Genomic DNA, 18,533 nt, shown 5'->3' on the forward strand with positions numbered 1-18,533 from the left:
CTCCGGGAGGGTTCGATGCCGATCCCCCACCATGCGTTTGATTCCTATGATTCCTACGACTGATCCGCACATCCGGTTTACCGGGCTCCGCCCGACCGGGGTGCACGGCTCCGATCGGCCGGTTGGCGCGGTTCATTTTGGCCGGTTGACGCGGCCCATCTAGGGTGATTTGAGGGAGTTTATTCGCCCAACTTATATGACAAACACCCCTAGCCTGTGGATAACTCTCGGCGTCGAAGCGGCAGGCACGGCATGCTGGCAGACGTCGGCGGAGCGTGACCGGCTCCACCGGCGACGCGATGTTCCGCGGATGCTTTCAACGGATTCGACGGAGCGGATTCAACGGAACGGATACGACGGATACGGGGGACAGTCATGCATCCGGTGATGAAGCCCGCGCTGCGGCGCGGCTGGCGTGACAGCGACACCGTGCAGTTCGGAATGACTCCGGCGCACGCGCTGACGCTGGGACCGATGGACCCGGCGACGCGCGGCTTCCTGGATCTGCTCAACGGCACGCGCGGGCTGCCGCTGCTGCGCGAGGAGGGCCGCCGCATGGACCTGCAGGCCGGCCAAGTCGACACCCTGCTGGAGCAGCTGACGCGCGCCGGCCTGGTCGACGACGCGCGCGGCGGCGGACCCGCCGCGGACGCGCTGCGCGCGAAGGAGCACGTCCTACGACGGCTGCGCCCCGACCTCGCCGCGCTCTCCCTGACCACGTCCGAGCCGGGCGGCGCGCTCGCCCGGCTCGCCGCCCGCCGGGCACTGCGCGTGCGGGTGCACGGCGCGGGGCGGGTCGGCGCCGTGCTGGCGTCGGTGCTGTCGGGCGCCGGAGTCGGCGAGGTCGATGTGCGCGACACGGGACGCGTGGAGCCGTGGGACGTGGCTCCGGGCGGGCTGCCCGCCGAGTCGATCGGCGAGCGCCGGGACACGGCGGCGCGGGCCGCTGTGCGCCGCGCGGCACCCGACCGCGCACCACGCCACGCCCACTCCCCCGGATCCGGCGCCCAGGACGCCGGGCTCTCCCTGGTGATCCTCACTCCCCGGGACGATGTGACCGTGCACGCACCCGATCCGGCCGACGCCGAGCCGCTCATGGCCTCAGGAACGCCGCATCTGTACGCCGGTGTCGTCGAAGGCACCGGTGTCGTCGGTCCGCTGGTCCTGCCCGGTGAGTCGGGATGCGCGGGCTGTCTGCATCTCGACCGCGCGGACCGGGACCCGGCCTGGCCGCGGCTCGCCACCCAGTGGCGGTGCCCCGGAGCCCGCCGGACCGGGGCCTGCGATCTGACGCTGGCCACGACGGTCGCCGGACTGGCCGCAGCGCATGCGCTGGCCTTCCTCGACGGGCAGTCGCCGTCCAGCACGGGCACCCGCTGGGAGGTGTCCATGCCCGGACTGGGCTGGCATGCCCGACCGGTCCCGCCGCATCCGGCATGCGGGTGCGGAGCGGCGGAGAGAGGTGAAGCACCGGCTGAGAGAGGTAAAGCGGAGCACTCCTCAACCGACGGCGCACCGCGCGAGACAATGGCGGTGCAACGGCCGTCGACGAAGCGACGCAAGGCAGAAGCGGCGCGGCCGACTGGGACTTGGAGGGCGCATGTCTGATCTTCCCCGGAAGGCGGTCACCCGTACCGCCAAGCTCGCCGCGCTCCCGCTCGGCTTCGCCGGCCGGGCGACCTGGGGGCTGGGCAAGCGGATCGTGGGCGAGTCCGCGGAGATCGTCGGCCGTGAACTGCAACAGCGCACGGCGGAGCAGCTGTTCAAGGTGCTCGGCGAGCTGAAGGGCGGCGCGATGAAGTTCGGGCAGGCCCTGTCCGTCTTCGAGTCCGCGCTGCCCGAGGAGGTCGCCGGGCCCTACCGCGCGGCCCTCACCAAGCTCCAGGAGGCGGCGCCGCCGATGCCGACGCGCACGGTGCACGGGGTGCTCCAGGAGCGGCTGGGTCCGGACTGGCACGATCTGTTCGAGGAGTTCGAGGACAAGCCGGCCGCCGCGGCCTCGATCGGGCAGGTGCACCGGGCCATATGGCACGACGGCCGCGAGGTGGCGGTCAAGGTGCAGTACCCGGGCGCCGGCGAGGCCCTGCTCTCCGACCTGGGCCAACTGAGCCGTTTCGCCCGTCTGTTGGGGCCGCTGATTCCCGGCATGGACATCAAGCCGCTCATCGCGGAACTGAAGGACCGCGTCTCCGAGGAACTGGACTACGGACTGGAGGCGCAGGCCCAGTCCGCGCACGCGGAGGAGTTCGCCGACGACCCGGACGTGGTGGTCCCGGCCGTGGTGCATCAGTGCGAGCAGGTCCTGGTGACCGAGTGGATCGACGGTGTCCCGTTGTCGGAGGTGATCTCGGACGGCACCCAGGAGCAGCGCGACCGCGCCGGCCAGCTGCTGGCCCGGTTCCTCTTCTCGGGCCCGGCCCGCACCGGCCTGCTGCACGCCGACCCACATCCCGGCAACTTCCGGCTGCTGCCCGGCGGCCCGGACGGCGAGGACGACTGGCGCCTCGGCGTCCTGGACTTCGGCACGGTCGACCGGCTGCCCGGCGGACTGCCGTTGCCGATCGGCGCGTCACTCCGCATGACCCTGGACGGCGCGGCCGAGACGGTCTACGAACTCCTCTGCGAGGAGGGATTCGTGAAGGAGTCCATAGAGCTGGACCCGGACGCGGTCCTCGACTACCTGCTGCCGATCATCGAACCGGCCCGGGTCGAGGCGTTCACCTTCACCCGCACCTGGATGCGCAACCAGGCCACCCGCGTCGCCGACCCCCGCTCCCCCGCCTACCAGCTGGGCAAACGCCTCAACCTGCCGCCGGCCTACCTCCTGATCCACCGGGTGACCCTGAGCACGATCGGCGTCCTGTGCCAACTGGGTGCCACGGTCCGCCTGCGCGAGGAACTCCAGGAGTGGCTACCGGGCTTCGTCTCCGGCGTACCCGGCGACGACCTGCCCGAGGAGGAGCCTGCGGCGGAGGCGTGATCCGGGGTGCCTTGAAAGTGAACGGGGGAGGGAGGGGGCGGGGGGGGGAGGGGGGAGGGGAGGGGCCCCGGAGAAGGGGCTCTCACCACCACGCCGAGTCCAGTCGGCCCTCGATCGCTCTGAGGTTCTCCCGGGAGCAGGCGTCGCAGAAGTACTGGCGGGTGCCGTTCTCCACGGAGCAGGTCCAGGTGGCCGGCTGGGGGTCGTCGGCGTGGGTGCCGCAGCGGGCGCACACGAGCGCGCGGGGCTCCGCGGTGGAGCCGCCCTGATCACTTCCTCCGGGAAGACTCGTCACCTGGTGACGATAACTCCGCCGGCGGCGGATCGCCGTGCACAACGCACCGCGGGGACCGGTCCGTTCGGCTGGACCGGCCCCCGCGCAGAAAGCTTCGCCTCCCCGGGCCGGGAGGCCGCCGCTTCTCAGGCGTGATCGTTACTGCATGACCGCCAGGGCGAGCGCACGACGGGCGCGCCGCGAGGCGCGCTCGGCCCGGCGTTGCATCCGCTGGGCGACCGCCAGGCGCATGGCCCGGCGTTCCCGCGCGGCGTCATGGAGGCGCTCGTGCATATGCGCACGAGCCAGGGCTTCTTGCATGAGTTGCATCTCTCGGGTCCTGTTCTGGCGCGCTTCGGTCGCGCCGGTGGTGGTGAAGTCTGTGGTCGCGGAGCCGGCGGGCTCGCTGGTGGACGGCTTCATCGGGGCCTGCTTCTTGGGGTCGTGCGTGAGGGGGCGGTCGATCGTTCCTGCGATGTTCATGCCGTGACCGGGTTCTTCCGCGGGCGACCACGCGGCCGCTTCCGGGCGACGACGACACCCTGGACGAACAGCTCGCCACCCCAGACGCCCCAGGGCTCACGCCGCTCCTTGGCGCCGGCGAGGCAGGCCTCCATCAGCGGGCAGGTGCGGCAGAGGGACTTGGCGTACTCGACGTCGGCCGGCGACTCGGCGAAGAAGACCTCCGGGTCGTAGGAACGGCAGGGGACGGGTACGCCGAGGTTCTCGATGGCGTCGTCGAGCGCGGTGAGCGCGGTGAGGGGGGTCAAGGTGGAGTCCTCCGTGAGGCCGGGCGGGGGGATCGTCTGTGAAGGCGGTACGGACGGGGCGTGCGCTTCGAGTTGCACGGTTGGTCTTCCTCGTCTGGTCGTTCCGGCCGGTTGACCGGGTGTCGGCTTGGTACCGGGTTCTTTCTGGTCCCGAGGCCCCTTCGCTCTGCTGTCCCCGGTCGGGGCAAACAGAAGGGCCGCGGATCCCGGATGGGGTTCCGCGGCCCTGAAGGCGCCGGCCTGATCGGATCAGGCTGGATCACTCCAGGGTTTTGGCCCACGGAAGGCCCACATCAGGTGGTGCTGCGTCGTCTGCTTCCGGAATCCGGCACCGGCCGCCGCAAAGGCATAGGCCTGCGCCTGTGCCGCTACCGCTTCCAGTGCCTTGGTCGGTCGCTCATTGCGCTCACGGACGGGGAGGCCCGCGAGAGCGAGGGAGGACGCCGGACGGACGGCACGGATGCCGGACAGACCGGTGCTCCGGTGGGAGGCGCCGAGCATGCACAGGGAGACGGTCGAGCGATCGGTCAGTTTGGCCGTGCTGATGGTGGTGCTGGTGTTGATGCTGATCACTGGACTCGCCTCCTCTCGGCGTCTTGGGGACTGGGGTGAACCAGTCCGTTCGGATATGCAAGTAGAACACGGAATCGGGGTCTTGGAGAAGGCCGCCGCTTCCGTGCCTAGAACCTATGGGGATTGCTGGGGCATGCGCAAACTATTTTTTCGACGAGTTCGTATCAGTCGTCCTCGTCGGCCTCTGCAATGTCGTGGCCTGCGCAGATGGACAGAACATCGGTTCCGTAGCTGCGGAGCTTGCGGCTCAGGACGCCGGGGATGCGGGAGAGTTCGGCGGGGCTCTCCGGCCGGGCCTCGGCGATGGCCATCAGGGTGCGGTCGGTGAAGACGCAGAAGTCCGGCTGTCCGCTGCGCTCGGCCTGGACCGCCCGCCACTCGCGCAGTCGTTCGTAGAGCCCTTCGTCCATGTCCGAGGGGCAGTCCTCACAGCGCATCAGTTTCATCTCGCCCGCGTCGGTGAGCGTGCGGCCGCAGACGCGGCAGCGGGCGGGGGTGCGCTGGGCACGCCGGGGAACCGCGGCGACGGCCCCGGCGATGCCGCGTTCGACGCCTCCGGTGGCGCCGCTGCCGGTGCGGCCGACGGTGGCGGTGGTGCCGGGGCGCAGTCCGTCGAGGAAGCGGCTCGGCCGGCGGTTGGGGCGGCCGCCCGGCGAGCGGGACAGGGCCCAGGAGACCTGGAGCCGTTCGCGCGCACGGGTGACGCCGACGTAGAGGAGCCGGCGTTCCTCCTCGATCTGCTCGTCGGTCCTGGCGTAGGTGATGGGCAGCATGCCCTCGGCGATGCCGACGAGGAAGACGACGTCCCACTCCAGGCCTTTGGCGGCGTGCAGCGAGGCGAGGGTGACGCCCTGGACGGTCGGGGCGTGCTGGGCGTTCGCCCGCTCGTCGAGTTCCGCCACGAAGTCACCGAGGGTGGCTCCGGGCTTGGCGGCGGCGAGGTCGTGGGCGAGGTTGACCAGGGCGGCGAGGGACTCCCAGCGCTCTCTGACGGCGCCGGAGCCGGCCGGAGGCTCGGTGGTCCAGCCCTCCCCGGAGAGCACGGCACGCACCTGGGAGGGCAGGTCCACGGCCTCGTCCAGAAGCGAGTCGTTGCCGCCGAAGCGGGCCGCGCCGCGCAGGGCGATGCCGGCCTTGCGCACCTCGGGCCGGTCGAAGAAGCGCTCGGCGCCGCGCAGCTGGTAGGGGACGCCGGCGTCGGCGAGGGCCTGTTCGTAGGTCTCGGACTGGGCGTTCGTACGGAACAGGACGGCGATCTCGGCGGCCGGGACGCCCGCGTCGATCAGCTCGCGGATGCGGCGGGCGGCGCCCTCGGCCTCGGCGGGCTCGTCGGTGTACTCGGTGTAGACCGGCTCGGGGCCGGGGGCGCGCTGGGAGACGAGTTCCAGCCGGTGGTCGGCTGCGCGGCCGTGGGCCTGGGCGAGCAGGCCGTTGGCGAGGTGGACCACCTGGGGGGTGGAGCGGTAGTCGCGGACGAGTTTGACGACGGTGGCGCCGGGGTGCCGGGCCCGGAAGTCGAGGAGATGGTCGGGCGTTGCTCCCGTGAACGAGTAGATGGTCTGACTGGCGTCGCCGACGACGCACAGGCTGTCGCGGTCGCCGAGCCACAGCTCCAGCAGCCGCTGCTGCAGGGGGCTGACGTCCTGGTACTCGTCGACGACGAAGTGCTGGTACTGGGTGCGGACCTGTTCGGCGATGTCGTGGCGGTCCTGCAGGATGGCGACGGTCAGCAGCAGGACGTCCTCGAAGTCGATCACCGCGCGGTCGCGCTTGAGGTCTTCGTAGGCCGCGTAGAGGTGGGCGATCTCGGCGGGGTCGCGCGGGGCCTCGCGGCCGGCCTTCGCAGCCGCGTACGCATAGTCGGCAGGGACGGTCTGGGTGACCTTGGACCATTCGATCTCGGCGGTGACGTCCCGCAGCTCGCCCCGGTCCAGCCGGGTCCCCAGGCTCGCGGCCGCATCGGCGACGAGCTGGATCTTGCGGTCGACGAGCCGGGGCATGCCGCCACCGATCGCTTTCGGCCAGAAGTACTGGAGCTGGCGCAGGGCGGCGGAGTGGAAGGTGCGGGCCTGGACGCCATGGGCCCCGAGCTGGCGCAGCCGGCCGCGCATCTCTCCGGCGGCGCGGTTGGTGAAGGTGACGGCGAGCACGCTGGACGGCTGGAGGATGCCGGCGAGCACTCCGTAGGCGATGCGGTGTGTGATCGCGCGGGTCTTGCCCGTCCCCGCTCCCGCCAGGACGCACACCGGGCCGTGCAGGGCGGTGGCGACCGCGCGCTGCTCGGGGTCGAGCCCGTCGAGCACCGCGTCGGCCCCGGTCGGCGCCGCGTACGGCGAACCGCCCGGGCCCTGCGGGAAGAGGGTGGAGTGCGTTGCTGCTGTCACACCGCCATGCTGCCAGGTCGCCCGGGACTGCCGTGTCGGTTGTCCACAGGCGGGCCCCGATAGTCGTATGAATGCGGCAGGTGTCACAGCTGCCTGTGGATACCCCGGTCGGGAATGGCGGGCGGATCGCGTACGTTCCTTTCTCGGACGACCTTTCCGAGCTGCCTGAGGAGCGCGAGAGACATGCAGGGCACTGTGACGATGTACAGCACGACTTGGTGCGGCTACTGCCGGCGGCTGAAGAGCCAGATGGACCGGGAGGGCATCGCCTACACCGAGATCAACATCGAGCAGGACCCCGAGTCCGCCACGTTCGTGGAGAAGGCGAATGGCGGAAACCAGACGGTGCCGACGGTGCTCTTCCCGGACGGCTCGACGCTGACGAACCCGTCGCTGGCCCAGGTGAAGCAGAAGATCGGCGCGTAGGCGCTCCGCGGGTTTCCGCGGTGACCTCGGCAGGGCGGCCCCTGATCCCTCAGGGGCCGCCCTGCCGTGTCTTGTCCCAGACCACGACGTAGCGCCACAGCAGCCGGCCGCCGGGCGCGACCGGCCGGGTCAGGGCGCCGATCGTTTCCTCGAAACGGGTGTGGTGCACGACCGCGACCGCGCTGACGAACGCGTAGGCGCTCTCGGGCAGCGCGGTGCCGTTCAGGTAGTCGGCCTCCACGAACGTGATGTTCGCGGGCTGCTGTGCGCGGGCCTGCCGGATCATCTCCGGCGAGCGGTCCACGCCGGTGACCGTCACCGCTCTGGCCGCGAGCTCACGGGCCGGCAGCCCGTCGCCCCAGCCGACGTCCAGGGCCGTGCGGCAGCCGTCGGGTACGGCGGCCGGCACGGCCCGGTGGTAGTGGACGTTGTGGTTCCCGTACGGATCGCCCGCCCCTCGGCGCCGCTCAGACGAAGCTGCGCGTGGGAAGCGGCTTGCCGTACCACATCTCGATCAGGCGGGCCGCGATGGAGATGCCGTAGGGCGGCAGCACCTCGCCGGACTCGAAGGCCTCGTGCAGCTCCTCCCGGGAGAACCAGCGGGCCTCGTGGATCTCGTCGCCGTCGACGTCGATCTCGGTGGAGGTGGCGCGGGCGGTGAAGCCGAGCATCAGGCTGGACGGGAACGGCCAGGGCTGGCTGGCCACGTACTCCACGGGGCCGACGGTCACGCCGACCTCCTCGAACACCTCGCGGCGCACCGCCTGCTCGATGGACTCGCCGGGTTCGACGAAGCCGGCGAGTGTGGAGAAGCGGCCTTCGGGCCAGTGGACCTGGCGTCCGAGCAGGATGCGGTCGTCCGCGTCGGTCACCGCCATGATCACGGCCGGGTCGGTGCGCGGGTAGTGCTCGGCGCCGCAGGCCGCGCAGCGGCGGATGTGGCCGGCGGCGGCGATGACCGTGCGCTCGCCGCAGCGGGAGCAGAAGCGGTGGGTGCGCTGCCAGTTCTCCAGGCCGACCGCGTGCACCATGAGGCCGACGTCGCGCGCGGAGAGCAGCAGGCCCGCCTCCCGCAGCCCGGCGGGGCGTGCGGACTGGTCGATACGGCCGGGCAGCGAGTCCTTCTGGAGCGCGAAGTAGCTGACGCCCTCGTCGTCGGTACCGAGGAAGTAGCGGTGCGCCTCGGTGAGCGGGGCCTCGAAGGAGGGCGTCATGACGAGTTCGGTCCGGCCGTCCGGTGTCTCGTCGATGAGCACCTGGCCGCCGGAGACGACGAAGCACCGGGTCGTGGGGTGGCTCCACGCCGCCGCGAGCCAGGCCTCGTCGAGCCGGTGGTGGGCGGCGCGGTCGATGCCGCTCGGGGCGGTCAGTGAGATGGGTCGATCGGCTGTGTCGTCGGTCCAGGTGGTCACGGGTGCTTCCAACTCCCCCAGTGCAGCGGTTCGTTCGGCGGGCGGTTCGGCGGGACGTACGGCGGAAGGCACCGGGCCGGGCGCGGGCGGGGCGGACGGGGCGGTCCCTCCAGTGTGCCCCGCGCGCCATGCCCTTCCGTACGGCGCCTGCCGGTCAGGTCGTGGGACGCCAGTGCTCGGCCAGGTCACCCCACAGATAGGCGCTGGTCTCGACGCCTTTGAGGAGGAGATCCAGCTCGACCTTTTCGTCGGGGGCGTGCCAGCCGTCGGACGGGACGGAGATGCCCAGGAAGAGCACGGGGGCGCCGAGGACCTCCTGGAGATCGGCGGCGGGTCCGGAGCCGCCCTCGCGGGTGAAGCGGACCGGCTTCTCGAAGGCGCGGCCCATGGCGCGGGCCACGGACTGCAGCGCGGGGTGGTCGAGCGGGGTCAGGCACGGGCGTGTGGCCGCGCCGAAGCTGATCTCGTGCCGGATCCCGGCGGGCAGCTGTGTCTCGGCCCAGGCGCGGACGGCCTTCTCGATGTGCTCGGGGTCCTGGCCCGCGACCATCCGGAAGGACAGCTTCACCATGGCGGTGGACGGGATGATCGTCTTGCTGCCCGGGCCCTGATAACCACCGCCGATGCCGTTGACCTCGGCGGTCGGGCGGGCCCAGATGCGTTCGAGAGTGCTGAATCCGGCCTCGCCGTGAGGGGCGTGGGACTTGGCGGTGCGCAGCCAGCGCTCCTCGTCGAAGGGCAGCTCGGCGAAGAGCTCTCGCTCGCGGTCGGTCAGCTCGACGATGCCGTCGTAGAAGCCGGGGATCGCCACGCGTGCGTGCTCGTCGTGCAGGGCGGCGACCAGGCGGGCGGCCGCGGTGGCCGGGTTGGGTACGGCGCCGCCGAAGGAGCCGGAGTGGATGTCCTGGTCGGGGCCGTACAGCCGGATCTCGCACTCGGCGAGGCCGCGCATGCCGGTGCAGACGGTCGGGGTGTCCTCGGACCACATGCCGGTGTCGGAGACGATCACGGCGTCGGCGGCCAGCCGTGCCGCGTGCTCCTCGACCAGGGCCCGGAAGTGCGGGGAGCCGGACTCCTCCTCGCCCTCGATCAGCAGCTTCAGGTTGACCGCGGGGGCTGTGCGGCCCGTGGCGGCGAGGTGGGCGCGGACGCCGAGTGTGTGGAAGAACACCTGGCCCTTGTCGTCGGCCGCCCCGCGCGCGTACAGCCGGTTTCCGCGGACGACCGGCTCGAACGGGTCGCTGTCCCAGCCGTCCTCGCGGGCGGCGGGCTGCACGTCGTGATGGCCGTAGACGAGGACGGTGGGCGCCTCGGGGTCGTCGGAGTGCCACTCGGCGAAGACGGCCGGAGCGCCCGGGGTCGGCCAGATCTCGGCGGTCGGGAAGCCGGTCTCCTTGAGCTGGGCGGCGAGCCAGTCGGCGCTGCGCCGTACGTCGGACGCGTGGTCGGGCTGGGCCGACACGGAGGGGATGCGCAGCCATTCCGTTAGGTCTTCGAGGAAGGCGGCGCGGTGCTGCTCGATGTACGTGCGGACGGCGCTGTCCGGGGTCTGGCTCATGCTCACGAGCCTATCGGCCCGCACCGACAACCTCGGCGGGCGGTTCGTCAGACTCAGCTTGTCCGATGTGTCACTCCGGCGTCTTCCGTTCCGGCGCCTTCCGTTCCGGCCTCGCCCGTCAGGAGCCGTTCCAGGGCGGCCCGGTCCGGCAGGTCCGGCGGTCGTACGACCTCGCCGCTGCGCACGTAGAGGAAGGCGGCCGTGACCGACTCGGGCGGCACGCCCTGCTGCTCGGCCCAGGCCAGCCGGTACACGGCGAGCTGGAGCGGGTCGGCGGTGCGGGTGCGGCTGGTCTTCCAGTCGACGATCTCGTACGTCGTCTCGTCGCCGTCGCCGTGTTTGTACACGGCGTCGATCCGGCCCCGCACGACGCGACCGGCGAGGGTGAGCTGGAAGGGGGCCTCGACCCGGTGAGGGGTGCGCCGGGCGTACTCGCTGCGTTCGAAGGCCTCCTTCAGGGCTTCCAGGTCGTGTTCGTCGGCGATCTCGGCGTCGCTGCCGGGCAGCTCGTCCGGTTCCAGCAGGGGCAGGGTCAGTTCCTCGAAGCGGGCTTCCACCCACGCGTGGAATCGGGTGCCACGGCGCGCGGCCGGTTGCGGGGGGCGTGGCATGGGGCGCGCGAGTTCCTGCGCGAGCCCGTCCGGGTCCTCGGCCAGGCGCATCAGCTGGGTCGCGGTCAGCGTGGCGGGCAGCGGGACGTCGGTGACGGCCTGCCGGGCGCGCAGCAGCTCCCCGGTGAGCGCGTCCAGGTCACGGTCCCAGGAGGCGATGGTGCGGGTTTCCTCCGGGGTGAGATCGGCGGGGTACTGCGGGTCGGCGGGGTGGGGGCGGTGCCGCGGGGCGGCTGCCTGGTGCGGGATCGCGGGCCGGTCGACGCCCCGGGCGCCTCGGCCGACGGGGTCGGCCGAGGTGGGGGCGTGCGGGGCGGGGGCGCCTGGGGCGGGGGCAGCGAAGGTGGGGGCGTCCGAGGCGGGGTCGGCCAAGGCGGGAGCGTCCGAGGCGGAGCCAGCCAAGGAGAGCGCGTCCGAGGCAGGGTCGCCCGGGGCAGGGTCGGCCAAGACGGGAGCATCCGAGGCGGGGCCAACCAAGGGAAGCGCGTCCGAGGCGTAGGTGCCCGAGGCGGGGTCGGCCAAGGTGGGAGCGTCCGAGGCGGAGACGCCCGAGGCGAGAGCGCCCGAGGCAGGGTCAGCCAAGGGAAGCGCGTCCGAGGCAGAGGCGCCCGAGGCAGGGTCAGCCAAGACGGGAGCATCCGAGGCGGAGGCGTCCAAGGCGGGGTCGGCCGGAGCCACGGCGTCCGTGTCGTACGGGGGCTCGTCGTCGGCGAAAGGGTCCTCGTCGTATGGGAAGTCCGCGCCGTGCTCGTCGTACGGCTCGCTCTCGTAGGGGTCGTCGTAGGGGGCTTCGTCCGGGGGCGGGGGCCAGTCCGGGTCGTCGAGGGCGGCGGGGTCGTGGGCGGCCGGTGGGCGGCCGGGTTCCTGGGCGGCGAGGGTGTCCAGGTGGGCGAGGACGGTCTCGGCGGCCGCGCGGCGGCGGGCCAGGGCGGCGTCGTCCAGCGGGAGCGGCCACACCTGGTCGGCGGCGGCCGCGTGCAGGGCGGGATTCTCCGCGTCCTCGGCGGGCTCCTCCGCCCAGGCCTCGATCTCGCCGTAACCGGCGGCGCAGTGGTCGTGCAGGGCCTGGAGGAAGTCGGAGGGGCCGCGCGGCTTCTTCTGGCTGGGGCCCCACCAGTGGCCGGAGCCGAGCAGGAGGGAACGGGGGCGGGTGAAGGTGACGTAGCCGAGGCGGAGCTCCTCGGTGTGCTGGTGGTCCTTCATGGCCTCGTGGAAGGCCTTCATACCGCGCGCGTCCCAGCTGCCGACGTCGGGCAGGGTGTCGGTGTCGCCGCGCAGGGCGTGCGGCACCACCTTGGCCTGCGCGGTCCACTTCTCGCGGCCCTGTGCGCTGGGGAACGTGCCCTTGACCAGTCCGGGGACGGCCACGACGTCCCACTCCAGGCCCTTGGACTTGTGGGCGGTGAGCACCTTGACGGTGTTCTCGCCGCCGGGCAGGGCGTTGTCGAGGCCCTTCTCGTACTGCGCGGCGGTGCGCAGGAAGCCGAGGAAGGCGAGCAGGGTGGCCTCGGCGTCGCTCGCCGCGAAGGACGCGGCGACGTCCAGGAAGTTGGACAGGGTCTCGCGGCGGCGGGCGGCCAGGGCGTGCGGGGACGCCGACAGCTCCACCTCCAGGCCGGTGACGGCGAGGACGCGGTGCAGGACGTCCATCAGCGGGTCGGACAGCGAGCGGCGCAGGTCGCGCAGCTCGGCGGCCAGGCGCGCGAAGCGCACGCGCGCGTCCGGCGAGAACGGCAGCCCGTCGTCATCGCCCTCGTCGTCCGCGGGTGTTTCGAGGAAGGTGTCGAGGGCGTCCGCGAGCGATATCACCTCGGCCGGATCGACCCCTTCGACGGCTGCGGCGAGCCGGCGGTCCGGGTCGTCGGTGTCGTCCATGCGCGCGTGGGCGACCAGCAGCCGGGCGCGGCGGCCCAGCAGGGCGAGGTCGCGGGGGCCGATGCGCCAGCGCGGGCCGGTCAGCAGGCGCACCAGGGCGGCGTTGGCGCCGGGGTCCTGGAGCACCTCGCAGACGGCGACGAGGTCGGCGACCTCGGGCAGATGCAGCAGCCCGGACAGGCCGACCACCTCGACGGGGATGTCCCGGGCCACGAGGGCGCCCTGGATCTCGGCGAAGTCGGTCGCCGTGCGGCACAGTACGGCGATCTCGCCGGGGGCCGTGCCGGTGTGCACGAGGTGGGCGAGGGAGTCGGCGATCCAGTCGATCTCCTCGGCGTGGGTGGGCAGCAGGGCGCAGTGGACCGTGCCGTCGTGCTCGGCGCCGGGGGCCGGGCGGAGGGCCTCCACGCCCGCGTGCATGGCGCGCAGCGGCTCGGCGAGACCGTTGGCGAGGTCGAGGAGGCGGCCGCCGCTGCGGCGGTTCTCGCTGAGCGCCTGCCGGGTGGCGGGGCGGCCGTCGGTGTGCGCGAAGTGTGCGGGGAAGTCGTCCAGGTTGGCGACGGAGGCGCCGCGCCAGCCGTAGATGGCCTGGCAGGGGTCGCCGACCGCGGTCACCGGATGGCCCGCACCACTGCCGAACAGGCCTGCCAGCAGGACGCGTTGGGCCACGGAGGTGTCCTGGTACTCGTCCAGGAGCACCACGCGGAACTCCTCGCGCAGCAGCCGGCCCACCTCGGGGATGCCGGCGAGCCGGGCGGACAGGGCGATCTGGTCGCCGAAGTCGAGGAGGTCGCGCTCGCGTTTGGCCGTCCGGTAGCGCCGGACGAGGTCGGCCAGTTCGCGGCGGGCGGTGGCCGTCTCGGGGACCTTGCGCAGATCGGCGTTGGTGAGCTTGGCGCTCTGGAGGGTGCGCAGCAGGTCCGTGTCCCAGGCGCGCAGTTCCGCGGGGTCGACGAGGTGTTCGGCGAGTTCGGAGTCGAGGGCGAGCAGATCGCTGACGAGGTCGGCGAAGGAGCGGGTCAGCGCGGGGTACGGGCCCGGCGCCTCGCGCAGCACGCGCGCGGCCAGCTGGTAGCGGGTGGCGTCGGCGAGCAGCCGGGAGGTGGGCTCCAGGCCGAGGCGCAGGCCGTGGTCGGTGAGGAGGCGGCCGGCGAAGGCGTGGTAGGTCGAGATCACCGGCTCGCCGGGCGGGTTGTCCGGGTCGATGACGTCGGGGTCGGTCACACCGGCCTTGATCAGCGCCTTGCGGACGCGTTCGGCCAGCTCTCCGGCGGCCTTGTTGGTGAAGGTGAGGCCGAGGACCTGTTCCGGGGCGACCTGGCCGGTGCCGACCAGCCAGACCACGCGGGCGGCCATCACGGTGGTCTTGCCCGATCCGGCTCCGGCCACGATCACCTGCGGGGCGGGCGGCGCGGTGATGCAGGCCGTCTGCTCCGGGGTGAACGGGATGCCGAGGAGCTCTTTGAGCTGCTCGGGGTCGGTGATACGGGCGGGCATGTCGGAAAGGCTAGTGGCGAGCACTGACAGTCGAGCGCGGATCGACCCCTCGGGACGGAAGACGCGCAGGTCAGCACGTGTGGTGCCGTCCGTCACTCCCGCGCCTGACGGTGGCTCACTCGATCACGTGCCGCCCCTCGGGCCGGGCGCTGCACGAGGAGCGGAACGCGCAGTGCGTGCAGTGCTGGCCGGTGTTCGGCGCGAACCGCTCGTCGAGGACCTTGCCGGCGGCGGTGGCCAGCAGCTCGCCGACCCACTCCCCCGACAGCGTCTCCTGGGTCTGCACCTTGGGCAGGCTGTCGCCGCCGTCGCGCTGGGCGGCGCCCTGCCTGAGGTGGACCAGTTCCGCGCCGCCGGGTTCGGGACGTACGCCGTCGAATGCCTCGTCGACGGCGCCTTCGTGGACGGCGAGCTGGTAGACGGCGAGCTGGGGGTGGCGGGCGACCTCGGCGGCGCTGGGGGCCTGTTTGCCGGTCTTGAAGTCGACCACGTAGGCGCGGCCGTCGCCGTCCGTCTCCACGCGGTCCATCTGGCCGCGGATGCGGACCTGGTAGTCGCCCGCTTCGAGGGTGACGTCGAAGTCCTGCTCGCTGGCCACCGGGGTGCGCCCGGTGCGGTCCAGCACATGCCAGTTCAGGAAGCGTTCGAGCGCCACGCGCGCGTTGTCCTTCTCCTGCTGCGACTTCCAGGGGGCGTCGAAGGCGAGCGCGTTCCACACCGAGTCCAGCCGTTCCATCAGGACGTCGAGGTCGGCCGGAGTACGGCCGGAGGCCACCTCGTCGGCGAGGACGTGGACGACGTTGCCGAAGCCCTGCGCGGTCGTGGCCGGGGCGTCGGCCTTCACCTCGCGGCCCAGGAACCACTGGAGTGCACAGGTGTTGGCGAGCTGGCCGAGGGCGCTGCCAGAGAGCACGACCGGCTGGTCGCGGTGGCGCAGCGGCACCTTGCTCTCGGTCGGGTCGTACATGCCCCACCAGCGGTAGGGGTGAGCGGACGGCACCAGCGGGCGGCCGTCCTCGTCGGCGAGGGCGGCGAGCCGGGCCAGCCGGCGGGCGGCGGCCTCCCGCAGGGCGGCGGACACGCGCGGGTCGACCGTGGTGGCGCGCAGCTCTGCGACGAGCGCGGCCACGGACAGCGGGCGGCGGGGGCGGCCGGTGACGTCCCGGGGTTCGACGCCGAGTTCGGTGAGGAAACGGGACGGCTGGTCGCCGTCGTCGGCGGGCGCCTTCACGGCGGTCACGACGAGGCGGTCACGCGCGCGTGTGGCGGCGACGTAGAACAGGCGGCGCTCCTCGGCGAGCAGCGCCCCCGGGGTGAGTGGTTCGGCGAGGCCGTCCCGGCCGATGCGGTCGGCCTCCAGGAGCGAGCCACGGCGGCGCAGGTCGGGCCACAGGCCCTCCTGGACGCCGGCGACGACGACCAGCCGCCACTCCAGGCCCTTGGCGCGGTGCGCGGTCATCAGGCGGACGGCGTCCGGGCGTACCGCGCGGCGCGTGAGCGTGTCGGCGGCTATGTCCTCGGCCTCGATCTCCTCCAGGAAGTTCAGCGCGCCACGGCCTCCGGTGCGCTCCTCGGCACGCGCGGCGGTGGCGAACAGCGCGCACACGGCGTCCAGGTCCCGGTCGGCGTTGCGGCCGGCCGCGCCGCCGCGCCGGGCGGCCCGCTCCAGCCGCGCGGGCCACGGCGTGCCCGCCCACAGCTCCCACAGCGCCTCCTCGGCCGTACCGCCGTCGGTCAGGCGGCGGCGGGCCTTGCCGAGCAGTGCGCCGAGGCGCTGTGCCCCGCGCGCGTACACCGGGTCGTGCACGGCCAGGCGCTCCGGTTCGGCGAGCGCCCGTGCCAGCAGTACGTCGGAGGGCGGCGGCAACGGATTGCCCGCCGCCCGCTCCTCCTCGCGCAGGGCACGCCCGAGGCGGCGCAGATCGGCCGGGTCCATGCCGGCGAGGGGGGAGGCGAGCAGGGTGAGCGCGGTCTCGGTGTCGAGCCAGGAGGTGCCAGGGGTGTCTTCTGGGACTTCGTCGGGGGCCGGTGGGCTCTCCGAGCCGAGTGCGGTGGCGTCCGCCTCTCGGCCGTGTGCCTCCGCCGTGGCCACCGCGCGCAGGGCCGTCAGCAGGGGGGCCACCGCCGGCTCGTGGCGCAGGGGCAGGTGGTCGCCGTCCATGTCCAGCGGGACGCCGGCCGAGGAGAGGGCGCGGCGGAGGGTCGGCAGGGTGCGGGAGCCGGCCCGGACCAGGACGGCCATGTCGCTCCAGGCGACGCCGTCCTCCAGGTGCGCGCGGCGCAGGATGTCCGCGATGTTGTCCAGTTCCGTACCGGCCGTCGGATACGTGTAGACCTCGACGCGGCCCCCGTCCCGTACGGCGGCCGGCTCGCGGTGTGCGCGGACCTTGTCGGCCGGCAGCCGGGTCAGCGGCATGCGCTGGGTGATCAGGCGGGTGGCGGCCAGCAGACCGGCGCCGGAGCGGCGGGAGGCGCGCAGCACCTCGACGGGGGCGGGGCGGCCGTCCGCGCGCGGGAAGTCCGCCGGGAAGTCGAGGATGCCGTTCACATCGGCGCCCCGGAAGGCGTAGATCGACTGGTCCGGGTCGCCGAAGGCGACCAGGGTGCGTCCGCCGCCGGCCAGTGCGTGCAGGAGCCGCACCTGGGCCGCGTCGGTGTCCTGGTACTCGTCGACGTACACGGCGTCGTACTGGGCGGCGAGCCGTGCGGCGGTCTCGGGGCGGCGGGCGAGGAGGACCGCGCGGTGGACCAGTTCCGCGTAGTCGATCACGCCCTGCAGGTCGAGCACGTCGAGGTACTCGGCGAGGAACGCCGCGGCAGCGCGCCAGTCGGGGCGGCCGATACGGCGGGCGAACGCGTCCAGCGCGTCGGGGCCGAGGCCCAGCTCGCGGCTGCGGGCGAGGACCGCGCGGACCTCGTCGGCGAAGCCGCGCGTGGTCAGGCAGGCGCGCAGTTCGTCGGGCCAGCGCACATGGGTCAGCCCGAGCCGCTCCAACTCGGGCTGGCCGGCGAGCAGTTCACGGACGGCGACGTCCTGCTCGGGGCCGGAGAGCAGGCGCAGCGGCTCGGCGAACAGGCCGCTGTCCTGGTGGGCGCGCACCAGGGCGTAGCAGTACGAGTGGAACGTGGTGGCGCGGGGCGCGCGGGCGGCGCCGATGCGCAGGGCCATGCGGTCGCGCAGGTCGACGGCGGCCTTGCGGCTGAACGTCAGCACCAGGATGCGCTCGGGGTCGCCGCCCCGGGCGATCCGCGCGGCCACGGACTCGACGAGCGTGGTGGTCTTGCCGGTGCCGGGGCCGGCGAGGACGAGGAGGGGGCCGCTCCGGTGGTCAACCACGGTGCGCTGTGCGGCGTCCAGACGAGGGGGGTCCATGGCGGCCGGCGGGGTACGGACCAGTCGGTAAGCGCCACGGCCCCCTGCCGCACCGGAGGGTGCGGCAGGCGACTGGTGGAGGAAGAGGAGCTCACGTGGTTGGCCGGTCCTGGTGGTTGTGCTGGTGGGCGGGCGGTCACGCGTGCGTGACGGTGGCCGCGGGGTGAGGGGGACGCGTGCCGCCGACGCTACGCCGCCGCAACGGACGGAAGCAGGGCTTCCACTTCTTCCCTCGCGGCGCTTGTGGCGCTCGCGCCACGCGCGTCCCACACCCCACGAACGTACGTCATGCCACGGACGTCCCCCATGTCACCCATACGGGCCACGGGCTCTCCCCGACGGCATCCGATGGCGGAAGCTGTCAGGTGTGACCCTCCGCGCCCGCCCCGCCGTCCCAACGGGCCCGCCGCATGTCGAGTCGCGGCAGATGCCCCTCGGCGCTCCGGGCCGCCTCCTTCAGCGGCGTGCCCTCGGCGCGGTAGTGGGCGAGCGCGCTCAGCTCGTGGCCGGGCAGCAGCACCCCGTCGGCTCGTACGACCCGCCACCACGGGACGGCGCCGCCGTACAGGGACATCACCCGGCCGACCTGGCGCGGTCCCCCTTCCTCGAGCCACTCGGCGACATCGCCGTACGTCATGACCCGCCCCGGCGGAATCCGCTCCGCGACTTCGAGGACCCGCTCGGCGTACTCCGGCAGCGCGTCCGCGTACTCCTCGCGGGTGTCCTCGACGGGGCTCTGCTCGCTCATTCGTCCCATCCTGCCGCACCCCACCGACATCGCGGCGCGGATCGCGAGGTAC

At 73.0% G+C, this 18,533-nt stretch carries 14 protein-coding genes; 3 read left to right on the forward strand and 11 right to left on the reverse strand.

From position 1 onward, the window contains the following. Positions 1-375: 375 nt before the first annotated feature. A complete protein-coding gene (locus AB5L52_RS15555) occupies positions 376-1,608 on the forward strand; it encodes a TOMM precursor leader peptide-binding protein (RefSeq protein WP_369364543.1) in 1,233 nt (410 codons plus the stop codon). Then, positions 1,601-2,980: an AarF/ABC1/UbiB kinase family protein gene (locus AB5L52_RS15560; protein ID WP_351024062.1), complete on the forward strand. Its 1,380-nt coding sequence runs from the start codon at positions 1,601-1,603 to the stop codon at positions 2,978-2,980. Before AB5L52_RS15555 ends, AB5L52_RS15560 begins: the two co-directional genes overlap by 8 nt. Positions 2,981-3,062: 82 nt before the next feature. On the opposite strand, the gene AB5L52_RS15565 is transcribed toward AB5L52_RS15560, so the two are convergent. The 5 genes from AB5L52_RS15565 to AB5L52_RS15585 form a co-directional block, all read right to left on the reverse strand. After that, positions 3,063-3,275 carry a hypothetical protein gene (locus AB5L52_RS15565; RefSeq protein WP_351024064.1) on the reverse strand — a complete coding sequence of 71 codons (213 nt, stop codon included), beginning with the start codon at positions 3,273-3,275 and terminating at the stop codon, positions 3,063-3,065. Between the two features lie 138 nt (positions 3,276-3,413). Next, the gene (locus tag AB5L52_RS15570; protein WP_351024066.1) at positions 3,414-3,737 is read right to left on the reverse strand and encodes a hypothetical protein; all 324 of its coding nucleotides are present in this window, start codon (positions 3,735-3,737) and stop codon (positions 3,414-3,416) included. Continuing rightward, complete coding sequence (locus AB5L52_RS15575) at positions 3,734-4,102, reverse strand: WhiB family transcriptional regulator (protein WP_103817702.1); 369 nt, start codon at positions 4,100-4,102, stop codon at positions 3,734-3,736. The genes AB5L52_RS15570 and AB5L52_RS15575 overlap by 4 nt, the downstream gene beginning before the upstream one ends. A gap of 171 nt (positions 4,103-4,273) precedes the next feature. Further along, the gene (locus AB5L52_RS15580) at positions 4,274-4,597 is read right to left on the reverse strand and encodes a hypothetical protein (RefSeq protein ID WP_351574825.1); all 324 of its coding nucleotides are present in this window, start codon (positions 4,595-4,597) and stop codon (positions 4,274-4,276) included. A 164-nt stretch (positions 4,598-4,761) separates the two neighbouring features. After that, positions 4,762-6,981 carry an ATP-dependent DNA helicase UvrD2 gene (locus AB5L52_RS15585; RefSeq protein ID WP_369364548.1) on the reverse strand — a complete coding sequence of 740 codons (2,220 nt, stop codon included), beginning with the start codon at positions 6,979-6,981 and terminating at the stop codon, positions 4,762-4,764. A gap of 183 nt (positions 6,982-7,164) precedes the next feature. Here AB5L52_RS15585 and AB5L52_RS15590 point away from each other — a divergent pair, with 183 nt between their 5' ends. Further along, positions 7,165-7,407, forward strand: a complete 243-nt coding sequence (locus AB5L52_RS15590; RefSeq protein ID WP_351024074.1) for a mycoredoxin — start codon at positions 7,165-7,167, stop codon at positions 7,405-7,407. Positions 7,408-7,456: 49 nt separating this feature from the next. Here AB5L52_RS15590 and AB5L52_RS15595 read toward each other — a convergent pair whose 3' ends face one another. The 6 genes from AB5L52_RS15595 to AB5L52_RS15620 all read right to left on the reverse strand — a co-directional run bounded on the left by AB5L52_RS15595 (position 7,457) and on the right by AB5L52_RS15620 (position 18,481). Next, positions 7,457-7,816: a class I SAM-dependent methyltransferase gene (locus tag AB5L52_RS15595; protein ID WP_369364550.1), complete on the reverse strand. Its 360-nt coding sequence runs from the start codon at positions 7,814-7,816 to the stop codon at positions 7,457-7,459. 58 nt (positions 7,817-7,874) lie between these two features. After that, entirely contained in the window at positions 7,875-8,819 is a 945-nt protein-coding gene (gene nudC, locus AB5L52_RS15600) for an NAD(+) diphosphatase (protein ID WP_351024078.1), read from the reverse strand. Between the two features lie 154 nt (positions 8,820-8,973). Continuing rightward, positions 8,974-10,377, reverse strand: coding sequence for a dipeptidase (locus AB5L52_RS15605; RefSeq protein WP_351574819.1), 1,404 nt, complete (start codon positions 10,375-10,377; stop codon positions 8,974-8,976). Between the two features lie 53 nt (positions 10,378-10,430). Then, positions 10,431-14,360: a UvrD-helicase domain-containing protein gene (locus AB5L52_RS15610; RefSeq protein ID WP_369364554.1), complete on the reverse strand. Its 3,930-nt coding sequence runs from the start codon at positions 14,358-14,360 to the stop codon at positions 10,431-10,433. A 115-nt stretch (positions 14,361-14,475) separates the two neighbouring features. After that, the gene (locus AB5L52_RS15615; RefSeq protein ID WP_369364557.1) at positions 14,476-17,733 is read right to left on the reverse strand and encodes an ATP-dependent helicase; all 3,258 of its coding nucleotides are present in this window, start codon (positions 17,731-17,733) and stop codon (positions 14,476-14,478) included. Positions 17,734-18,094: 361 nt separating this feature from the next. Further along, entirely contained in the window at positions 18,095-18,481 is a 387-nt protein-coding gene (locus AB5L52_RS15620; protein ID WP_369364558.1) for an MGMT family protein, read from the reverse strand. Positions 18,482-18,533: the final 52 nt, after the last annotated feature.

The sequence above is a fragment of the Streptomyces sp. CG4 genome (genome assembly GCF_041080655.1).
Taxonomy (GTDB): domain Bacteria; phylum Actinomycetota; class Actinomycetes; order Streptomycetales; family Streptomycetaceae; genus Streptomyces.